Origin of the sequence: Bacteroides sp. AF20-13LB (assembly GCF_003603065.1) — a bacterium.
Lineage (GTDB): Bacteria > Bacteroidota > Bacteroidia > Bacteroidales > Bacteroidaceae > Bacteroides > Bacteroides uniformis.
Window position 1 is genome coordinate 194342 of sequence record NZ_QTMH01000001.1, and the last position, 10768, is coordinate 205109.

Consider the following 10768-nt stretch of genomic DNA (forward strand, 5'->3'; position numbering starts at 1 on the left):
ACACCCTAAAAACAGGAAGGCCTACTGCAATAAGGATTAGAACCATCGTATCAATATGAAAAAATTAATGATTATAACCATGCTGCTGGGCAGTATGGCACAGAATGCTTTTGCTCAAAAAATAGAAATAAAAGGAACCGTCCGCGATGCTTCCGACAAGAGTATAGAGTATGTCAATGTGGTATTACAGACCATCGACTCTACTTTTGTCGCCGGTGTGACCACAAGTCCAGAAGGAGAATTCATCTTCAAGAACACGGCTACCGGAGATTACAGACTTGTTCTTTCCAGCATCGGGTATAATACCGGATACATCACCCTCAATGGAGTAAAGCGCCATACCGACCTTGGACCAATCGTATTAGACAGTGCTTCTATCGCACTGGAAGGAGTGACTATCACCGGCTCCAGCCAAATCAGCCGTGCAGACCGCAAACTGGTTTTCCCATCCGAAAGACAAATGAAAACTTCCACAAACGGAGTGAATCTGTTGCAGGAACTGATGCTGCCACGTATTCTGGTCAACCCCATGAACAATGAGATTGGATTGTCCGGCGGTGGAGAACTGCAATTACGCATCAATGGAGTCAAAGCCGAAATAGACGAGATAAAAGCCATTCGCCCTGCCGACATTATACGTATAGAGTACCATGACAATCCGGGACTGCGCTACGGTAATGCCGAAGTCGTTTTGGACTACATAGTGCGCCGACCTAAAACGGGCGGAAACTTCGGTGCCGACATTTCCCAAGGGTTGAACACGATGTGGGGAAACTATAATCTGTACGGCAAAGTAAACCACAAAAAATCAGAATTCGGCTTCTCCTATTACATGGGACCGCGGGATTTTAACGGCATGTACCGCGACAATGAAGAAGAATTCCACCTGGCAGACGGCACTACACTCAGACGCCTGGAGAAAGGAGAGCCCAGCAAGGCAACCATGTGCCAGCACAACCTAAACGTAAATTATAGTTTGCAGGCTTCTGAGAATTCCCTTTTCAGCGCCACCTTCCGCCTTCGAGGAAACAATCAGCCACACTGGGATTATAAAGGAACTCTCTATAATGCCAATGATGAAACGGACGTGGTAGACATGACCGACCGTACCGACCAGAGCTGGACACGTCCCTCACTGGATTTGTACTACCAACAGAATCTGAAAAACAAGCAAACCCTGGTATTCAATGTAGTAGGCACCTACAATCGGGAAAAATCGCAGCGGCTCTACCAAGAAAGCACCCCGGGGAACATATTGACCGATATTGACAACAATATCCGAGGCAACAAATACTCCCTGATTGCCGAGGCCATTTATGAGAAGCAATATTCCAAGGGGAACGCATTGAGCTTCGGTCTGAGCCATACACAGTCCTACTCTAACAATGAATACAGAAACGGGCATTATTATGAAACCAATATGCACCAAGGAAACACATACATATTCGGAGAATACCGTGGAAAGATAGACAAACTAAACTACCGGCTGGGAGTGGCCATGACTCGTTTCTACTATAATCAGAGCGGCAAGGACAAATCTACCGAGAACTACAGTTTCAACCCGAGTATCGTTCTGCACTATGCCATGTCAGACAACTCCTACCTCCGCTGGAAGGGAAACATCTATAACGCTTCTCCTTCATTGGGCGACCTCAGCGATGTGGAGCAAGCAGTGGACTCATTCCAGATACGTCGTGGCAACCCGCATCTGAAATCATATATGTGCTATCATACGGAACTGACTTACGAATGGAAAAAAGGCATCTTTTATACCAATCTATGGGGAGCCTATGACTATCGTCCCAATGCCATTATGGACGAAAAGATTCAAGAAGGCAACAAAATAGTGCAGACTTGGGACAATCAGAAGGATTGGCAGAAACTCTCCGGACGTGCCATGCTCCGCGTAGGACCCATCCGCGACATTCTGCAATTTTCTTTTACGGGCGGTGTCAACCATTACATGAGCCATGGCAATCACTACTCACATACCTACACCAACTGGTTTTGTGAGGCAGAAGCCTCATTAAACTACAAACAGTTCTCTCTGTTCTGGCAGATAAACACCAATTGGAACAATTTCTGGGGAGAAACCCTCTCGGGAGGAGAAAACATCCAGATGTTAGCTGTATATTACAAGCATAAGAATCTTCGGGTAGGAGTCGGTGCATTCAATCCTTTCACCGACAACTATAAAGTACAAAGCGAAAACTGGAATAAATTCGCATCCTACAAGACAAATAATTATATAAAAGAAAGCTCCCGCATGTTCCTGGTGAACTTTTCCTACAACTTCTCGTTCGGCCGCAGTTTCAAGACAGCACAGCGGAAGGTAAACAACAGTGACAATGACTCGGGAGTAATGGGCACGGGGAAATAGGCTCAGACCATTTTATTGATTTCCCCGTCAATCAGATGTATCGTCCGGTCGGTGAGCTGCGCCAGTCCTTCATCATGGGTTACGATAACAAACGTTTGTCCGAAACGGTTACGTAAATCAAAAAAGAGCTGGTGCAGTTCTTCCTTATTATGGGTATCCAAGCTGCCGGAAGGTTCATCTGCCAGCACCACTGCTGGATGATTGATGAGAGCACGGGCCACCGCCACACGCTGCTTCTCACCTCCCGACAACTCATTCGGCTTGTGGGAGGCCCGTTCGGCAAGCCCCATGAATTCAAGAATTTCCGTAGCCGCCTCCTTGGCTTCCTGCTGTCCTCTTCCGGCAATGAAGGCTGGTATCATTACATTCTCCAAAGCCGTAAACTCCGGCAGCAGTTGATGGAACTGGAACACAAAGCCGATATGGCGGTTGCGGAATGCGGAAAGTTCCTTCTCCCTCATACGGTTGACTTGTGTACCGTCAATAACCACCGAACCGCCATCCGGCATATCCAACGTACCCATGATTTGCAGCAAGGTAGTTTTACCCGCTCCACTGGGGCCTACAATGCTGACAATCTCCCCTTTCTCTATCTCCAGGTCAATACCCCGCAACACTTGCAGGTTACCGAAACTCTTCGTTATATTCTCTAAATGAATCACTAGGCTATTTACAATTTGACAATTTACTATTTACTATTTGATAGTTTTCTTTCAAGTGCTATTACTATAGTCTTTTAATTACATATTCGGCCAAATAGCAGCCAAAAACTGCGGGCATGTAGCTCACTGTTCCACAGGTGGACTTCTTGTTCATCTCGTCGTCCGTCAGCAAAACGGCATTCGGATCAGCCTGTTCGGTGCTGAAAACAACTGGAAGTTTCCGCTTTATGCCCATTTTTTGCAGACGCTTACGCACAGCCTTGCTCAACCCGCAATGATAGGTATCCCAGATATCGGCAAAGCGCACTTGCGAAATGTCACTCTTTGCTCCTGCCCCCATGCTGGACACTATCTTGATATGCCGCTTCATGCTTTCCGCTATCAAGTGGCATTTTGGAGCAAGCGTATCGATGGCATCCACCACAAAGTCATAAGCCGCATCATCCAGCAGTTCCGGTATGTTCTCATCTTTCAAGAATACGGGCAACACTCTCAGTTCCAGAGCCGGATTAATGTCCCTGAAACGTGATGCCAATATCTCCGCCTTCTTTTGCCCCAGGGTAGAATGCAGAGCCGGCAACTGACGGTTTATATTCGTAGGCTGCACGGTATCGGCATCGACAATCGTCATCCGCCCCACTCCGGCACGGCATATCATCTCGGCCGCATAAGCACCTACACCACCCAGTCCTACGACAAGTACATGTGCCCGGCGCAGGCGTTCCATTTTTTCATCTCCTAATAAAAGTTGCGTTCGTTGTTGCCAATCTTCCATTTTCACCACAGATTACACGGATTTACACAGATTTTTGTCAATTATCAATTGTCAATCGTCAATTCTTCTTGAACCATTTATAGAACCATTTGCCTACCTTCTCGTAGTGCTGCGACTCGTTGTTGCCACGCGGGTTGGAGAAGGATACCGCATCCTGCGGCTCGCCCAGTTGGTCGGGATAGAGTACTATCAGGCTGTTATTTGCAAAGTACTTGCTGATTTGTGCCGGTAGCTTCTCGAAGGAGCTGTCATAGGAGATGGAGCCGCGGCGGGCGCTGATGATGACCAGCAGATGGTCGAAATTCACTTGTCCGGTCAGTATCAGCAGGTCTCCCCAGTCGTCCAGGCGGGAAAAGTCTGTCAATGTCTGTCCATATTTGGCTTTCACCAGCCCTTGAAGATGGGCGGTAGTCTCTTCATTGGCATAAAAATGCACCCGACAGCCCAAAGTACTCCCCAACCGGCAGAAATGTTCCACCCACTTCAGGAATCCCGCCTCATACTCGGCTTTCGGAGGTACCGCCACAATCACCCGCCTAATTGTGTTAATGGGCATCAGGAACTTGGAAACCATCACCTCGCGATGCAAGCCCTTCAGCAGATTCTCCGTCAGCATACCGAAGAATGAATCCACAATATTGACTTTACGGTGCAGACCTATAATGACATCCGTTGCCGCATATTCTTTTGCTGTATGGATAATGCCCGAAGCGATATTCAAGTCGTAACGCGTGATTTGCCTCAACGGCACATCTGCCGAGGCCGTTATCATGGCAGCCTTTTCCAGATAGCGTTTCCCGCGTAGTTCGGCACTTTCAGAGCTACTATCATCGTTGATGACATTCAGTGCCAACAGATTATCCCGTTGCTTCGGGTCGCGTATCACCAAAGAAAGATTTATCAAGTCTTCAATCGTATCGGGGTTGGCTATCGGAATCAATATCTTCTCCGCTTCCACGGAGCGGTTTTCTTCCAGATGCGCCTCCTCCATGGCAATCTTCCGTGCGGCACGCTCCGTAATGAACGAGCTCACAATGCAAGTTACAAGAATCAGCAGGACAGTACCATTCAAAACATCATCGTTCAGCAAGCGTTCCTCATTGGGCAGAATGATGTTGTATCCCACCAACACAGCCGCCAGCGTTGCCGCTGCTTGTGCATTGCTCAATCCGTACATCAGCTCCCGTTCAATCCCTCCCATCTTATATATTTTCTGCGTCAGCCAGCAGGCAATCCATTTACCTGCCAATGCCACCACAATCATTACAGCCGCTACTTTCAGAGCATCGCCATGACCGAAAATCACGTGCACATCAATCAGCATACCCACACCTATCAGGAAATAGGGAATAAACAAGGCGTTGCCCACAAACTCCAGATGGTTCATCAACGGAGAGACATGCGGAATCAGCCGGTTCAAAACCAAACCTGCAAGGAAAGCACCCAGGATACCTTCCATCCCCACAAACTCCATCAATCCGGCTCCGAGGAAAACCATGGCAAGCACAAATATGAACTGCATCACGTTGTCATCGTACCTCCGGAAGAACCAACGGCCTATGCGTGGAAACAGATATACAATCAAAATACCCAGGAAGATAACCTTTATGACAAGCCATACCCAGAAGAAGCCGTCCGACTCCCCCTTGAACATACCACCCACAACGGCCAGGACCAGCAAAGTGAGTGTATCCGTAACCGCCGTCCCCCCCACTGCAATACTCACACTGCGATGCCGCGACACACCGTAACGAATCACGATGGGATAGGCCACCAGTGTATGCGATGCATACATACTTGCCAGTAGGACAGAGGTCAGTACCCCGTACTTCAACAAAGCTATATTCGTTACCAAGCCTATGCCTATGGGCACAATAAAAGCCAAGAGCCCCAGAACAAGCGCTTTGCCCCGGTTCTGTTTGAAGTCTCCCATATTCATTTCCAGACCGGCAAGGAACATAATGTAATACAAGCCTACTTTGCCGAAAAGCTCAAAACTGCTATCACGCACCAAGATATTGAAACCATGCTCCCCAATGACAAGCCCCGCCAGTATCATTCCGATAATGTGCGGAATACGAAGCTTATTCAACAATATGGGAGCAAACAATATAATGAGGAGTACAAGGAGGAATATCCATGTAGGGTCGGTGATGGGAAGTTTCAAGCTGAAGTCAAACCAATCCATAGGCTATAAGTTTTAGGTTTTGAATGCAAAATAACGAAAAACTTTTCACTTTATGCGGTGTTATACAGCATTTTGTTATAAATTTGCGACCAATTCTATCTTTTTAGAGATAGTATTTCACTTTTTTATAAACTTAATTTAAAACAAAAGAAAAATGAAAGTAGCTATTGTTGGAGCAAGCGGAGCCGTGGGACAAGAGTTCCTGCGAGTGCTCGATGAAAGAAATTTCCCGTTGGACGAGTTAGTATTGTTCGGTTCTAAACGCAGTGCCGGAACCAAATATACCTTCCGCGGTAAACAGATCGAGGTGAAACTCTTGCAACACAATGATGACTTTAAAGGGGTTGATATCGCTTTCACTTCCGCAGGCGCAGGCACCTCCAAAGAATTTGCCGAAACCATTACCAAGTACGGAGCAGTGATGATTGACAATTCCAGCGCTTACCGTATGAACGACAATGTACCTTTGGTAGTGCCCGAAGTGAATGCCGCCGACGCCAAAGAACGTCCTCTCGGTATCATTGCCAACCCTAACTGTACGACTATCCAAATGGTAGTGGCACTGAAAGCCATCGAACAGCTTTCCCATATAAAGACCGTACACGTTTCTACCTATCAGGCTGCCAGTGGTGCGGGCGCCGCTGCCATGGATGAGTTGTACGAGCAGTACCGCCAGGTATTGGCAGGCGAACCCGTAACCGTTGAGAAATTCGCTTACCAGCTGGCATTCAACCTCATTCCGCAAATCGACATATTCACCGACAACGGTTATACCAAAGAGGAGATGAAGATGTTCAACGAGACCCGCAAGATTATGCACTCTGATGTAAAAGTCAGCGCTACCTGCGTACGTGTTCCCGCTCTCCGCTCCCACTCCGAAAGTATCTGGGTAGAGACCGAGCGTCCTATCTCCATCGAAGAAGCCCGTGAAGCATTTGCCAAAGGCGACGGACTAGTGTTGATGGACAACCCGGCAGAAAAGGAATACCCCATGCCGTTGTTCCTCGCGGGCAAAGACCCGGTTTACGTAGGTCGTATCCGTAAGGACCTCAGCAACGAAAACGGATTGACGTTCTGGATTGTGGGCGACCAGATTAAGAAAGGCGCTGCACTGAATGCCGTGCAGATTGCAGAATACCTGATTAAGGAAAAGGCACTGTAAGTTCGAGGATTACCACATAAAATTATTTGAGGGTACTGAAAGTATAAATTATTCATATTTTCAGTACCCTCAAAAATTTCTCACTACTTGAGCAATCTCCGTCTATAATTTCACAAGGCTCATCATGGGAGCGGATTCATTATGTAAACGGTCAAGAGCTGTCACTACATAACGATATTCCGTTTCCCCATCTTTATAAGGCAATCTATAAAAGTTGTCGCATACGATGGATACAATATTTAAAGGATCATCAAGATCTATTTTTTCATTGGAAGTAAAACGATAAACCACATATTGCACAGCGCGATCCATTTCACTCTTATACTTCGGCTCATGCCACTGAAGCATATATTCACCGTTCACCCACAAAGCTGTGAGTTTGCGCACTTTTCCCGGTGCTTGGTTATCTATAAAAGTAAACACGGGTGGCAATGCAGGATACTTATGATACTCCCGTTTCAAACGTTCACGATACCCAGCTGTATCTGCCAGTAAAGTAAAAGCCGACCATTGACAACTACCTCCTATCTCGGGAAAAGAACGCTGTAACATCATCTTACACCCCAGCTGACTAAAGGCCGGATTATTGGGGTCAACATTTCGTACTGAATTTTCCACCGATTGCCCTATGAACAAAGGACGCTCTTCTGCATGTCTCGCCCACCATTCTACGAGTTCTTTATAATCTGCCCGCGGATGCCCTATTTCCCAGTAAAGCTGAGGAATATTATAATCCACCCAACCCTCACGAAGCCATAAAAGCACATCAGCATACAAATCATCATAGTTTTGAAGACTACCCGTCCTACTACCGAGTGGATCAGTAGTAGCATTCCGATAAATGGCAAACGGAGAGATACCAAACTTCACCCACGGTTTAATCTCCCGTATAGTTTTATGTACTTTTTCAATCAGCAAATTTACATTATTACGCCTCCAATCTCCTTTATCGGTAAAATTCTCACCATAACGAATAAAGCTCTCATTATCTGGGAAATCTTGTCCCTTAATCGGATAAGGATAAAAATAATCATCCATGTGGATAGCATCTATATCATAACGCCTCACAATATCACCCACAACCCTACATATATGCTCGCGACTTTCAGGCAACGCTGGATCAAAAAAAAGTTGGTCACCGTAAACAACAAACCACTCTGGATGCCGATTATAGATGTGTGTAGATGCCAATTCATCATCCAACTTATTCTTTACCCGATAAGGATTAATCCAGGCATGAAACTCCATAGCCCTCCGATGACATTCCTCGATCATAAAGCGCATAGGATCCCATTCCGGTTCCGGCTTTTTCCCTTGCTCCCCAGTGAGGAAACGGCTCCATGGCTCTAACTCCGAAGAATAAAATGTATCCGCTTCCGGGCGAACCTGAAAAATAACAGCATTCATGCCAACCTGCCGCAGAGAATCCAACATAACAAGCAAAGTATCCTGCAACTGCCTCGTAGGCATATCACGAAAATGCCCATGTACTGTTTGTATCCATGCTGCCCTAAATTCACGCTTAGGATGTAAAGATGAGGAAAGTGACTGCGCTTGTATGGATAAAACGAAAAGACAAACGCCCCCAAATAAAAGGATCCTTTTTAATCGCATTTCTGACTATTTTTTTATAATTAGAACAAAAGGGTGTACCTCAAATGAAGACACACCCTCGTTTATTCAACAATTAAAATAACTTTGTCACCAACCTGGATTCTGAGTCAATACCTGACCTTTATTCTCATAAATAGTCAACTGTGCAGCCGGTATGGCACGCAAATAGTAGCGTTCCGAATTCAATTCACCAGCCTTGAATATACGAAGTTCCTTTTCACGAAGATAATAAATATACCCTTTTTCAGTATCCTCATTACCCGGATTCTCCGGGTCGAACAGATAGAGCACTCTCTTGCCGGAATCATCTTTTGAAGATATTTCCGGATAATCGGCCATATTGACATAAGCACCCAGGAAAGACATGGCAGGATAACCATTTGCATCTTCTGAGTTTAAGTATTCAAACTTGGCCCAACGACGGAGGTCTTCACCACGACGGCCTTCCATAATCAACTCAATACGACGCTCACGACGGATTTCCCACAAAACCGGATTGACATCAGGGTCACGGGCAGGGTCATTGATAACAACTCCATTCACACTCAAGTTGCCGCCATTCAGTTGAACTTTCGGCATTGTCTTGGCTTCAGTATCTCCCCACTTCGTCAGCTGACGGTCACGGAGTTCATTGATAGACTTGTCAAGGTCACTCTGAGTGAAAGCGTTACCACCCACTTGGGCAATCTCATAACGCGCCTCTACATAGTTCAGCAATACTTCCGCATAGCGGATGCACGGCGCATCAGCCGGACTTAATCTACCGGTACAATAATCCAGACCAGCCACCCACCACTCGTCGTTCAAGAACTTTTTGGTAGGATATCCCGTTGGTGATGTACCTTCGGTATAATTTGTCCCCATGGCGCTCATGATACGAAGACTGTCGGCAACTGTTTGATACAAACGCGGGTCACGGTCTTGAAATGACTTCTGAATACTCGGGTCTTCCTTACCTTGATACAGCGGAGACTGACCTATCGGCAAACCGTCACTACAAAGATAAGTGTTGATTACATCTTGCGTCACACCACCCTGAGTCTGATCTTCCGGACCATTGTAGGACATCAAAGCATTACACTGCAAACCGCTTGTATATTCACGATACCAGATGACTTCCGGATTGTTAGCCAAATCGTCCGTAGTAAACAAAGCATTATAGGTATTGCCTATTGAATAGATACCAGAGTTCATCACTACCTCTGCACCATTAATGGCTCCTTGCAGCAAGTTCTTAATATCACCATCCGCCACCTTCTCTGAAGTAGGACCTACAGTAGTACCGTGATACTTCAGCCATGTGGCATGATACAGCATTTCGCGTGACATATACGCACCAACCACATATTTGTTGACTTGGCGCTTCGTATCATCCGTACGTACATTATCCAATGCATATTGAAAATCCTCTTGTATCTTCTGCGCTACATACAAATAAGAATCACGGTCTTTATAAAGAGCCGGGTCTGCCGGGTCTGTCACCTTATCGTAGTAAGGAACACCGCCATAATACTTTGCCAGCGTACTATAGGCCATTGCACGGAAATAGCGTGCAATACCTTCCCAGTGTCTCTTGGCTTCGTCCGAAATATTCATTCCGGGAATCTTCTCAAGCATGACATTGGCTTTATAAATAACACTATAATTGCCCGACCAAGTTCCTGTCTGGCTATTCCAGTCCGTAGTGGCAGAAGTGGAGAAATAAATATATCCTGAACCGTTTGTATTTGCATTATTCAGATTGATAAAATCATCCGTATAGTCATCTCCAGAGAAATAACCGGCAAAAACAGTATAGTCGGTACCATATCCTGTAAAGTAGGAAGAATAGAAGTCTTGCGCATAAGTACGCAAAGAAGTTTCAGTCTGCCAATAAGTGTCATTGGTCTGCTTGTCCTGCGGGTCTTTATTCAAAAAATCGTCGCAACCGCAGAGCGAGCCCATTGCCAACGCACAAACGATGTATAATAAATTTTTCTTTTTCATA

At 46.1% G+C, this 10768-nt stretch carries 7 protein-coding genes; 2 read left to right on the forward strand and 5 right to left on the reverse strand.

All coding sequences use genetic code 11. The features are described from left to right. Positions 1 to 55 precede the first annotated feature (55 nt). Complete coding sequence (locus DWX62_RS00830; RefSeq protein WP_117588711.1) at positions 56 to 2380, forward strand: TonB-dependent receptor; 2325 nt, start codon at positions 56 to 58, stop codon at positions 2378 to 2380. Positions 2381 to 2382: 2 nt separating this feature from the next. On the opposite strand, the gene DWX62_RS00835 is transcribed toward DWX62_RS00830, so the two are convergent. From DWX62_RS00835 to DWX62_RS00845, 3 genes are all read right to left on the reverse strand, one after another. Continuing rightward, positions 2383 to 3042: an ABC transporter ATP-binding protein gene (locus tag DWX62_RS00835; RefSeq protein ID WP_008662818.1), complete on the reverse strand. Its 660-nt coding sequence runs from the start codon at positions 3040 to 3042 to the stop codon at positions 2383 to 2385. Between the two features lie 64 nt (positions 3043 to 3106). Next, complete coding sequence (locus DWX62_RS00840; RefSeq protein WP_005834703.1) at positions 3107 to 3817, reverse strand: tRNA threonylcarbamoyladenosine dehydratase; 711 nt, start codon at positions 3815 to 3817, stop codon at positions 3107 to 3109. Between the two features lie 58 nt (positions 3818 to 3875). Next, positions 3876 to 6005 carry a cation:proton antiporter gene (locus DWX62_RS00845; RefSeq protein WP_117588712.1) on the reverse strand — a complete coding sequence of 710 codons (2130 nt, stop codon included), beginning with the start codon at positions 6003 to 6005 and terminating at the stop codon, positions 3876 to 3878. Between the two features lie 154 nt (positions 6006 to 6159). Between DWX62_RS00845 and DWX62_RS00850 the strand changes: the two genes are divergently transcribed. Beyond that, positions 6160 to 7167 carry an aspartate-semialdehyde dehydrogenase gene (locus tag DWX62_RS00850; RefSeq protein WP_117588722.1) on the forward strand — a complete coding sequence of 336 codons (1008 nt, stop codon included), beginning with the start codon at positions 6160 to 6162 and terminating at the stop codon, positions 7165 to 7167. Between the two features lie 102 nt (positions 7168 to 7269). On the opposite strand, the gene DWX62_RS00855 is transcribed toward DWX62_RS00850, so the two are convergent. Then, positions 7270 to 8781 carry a family 10 glycosylhydrolase gene (locus tag DWX62_RS00855; protein ID WP_057097740.1) on the reverse strand — a complete coding sequence of 504 codons (1512 nt, stop codon included), beginning with the start codon at positions 8779 to 8781 and terminating at the stop codon, positions 7270 to 7272. A gap of 87 nt (positions 8782 to 8868) precedes the next feature. Next, positions 8869 to 10767 (reverse strand): RagB/SusD family nutrient uptake outer membrane protein, encoded by a 1899-nt coding sequence (locus DWX62_RS00860; protein WP_005834695.1) that lies wholly within the window; start codon positions 10765 to 10767, stop codon positions 8869 to 8871. Position 10768 lies beyond the last annotated feature (1 nt).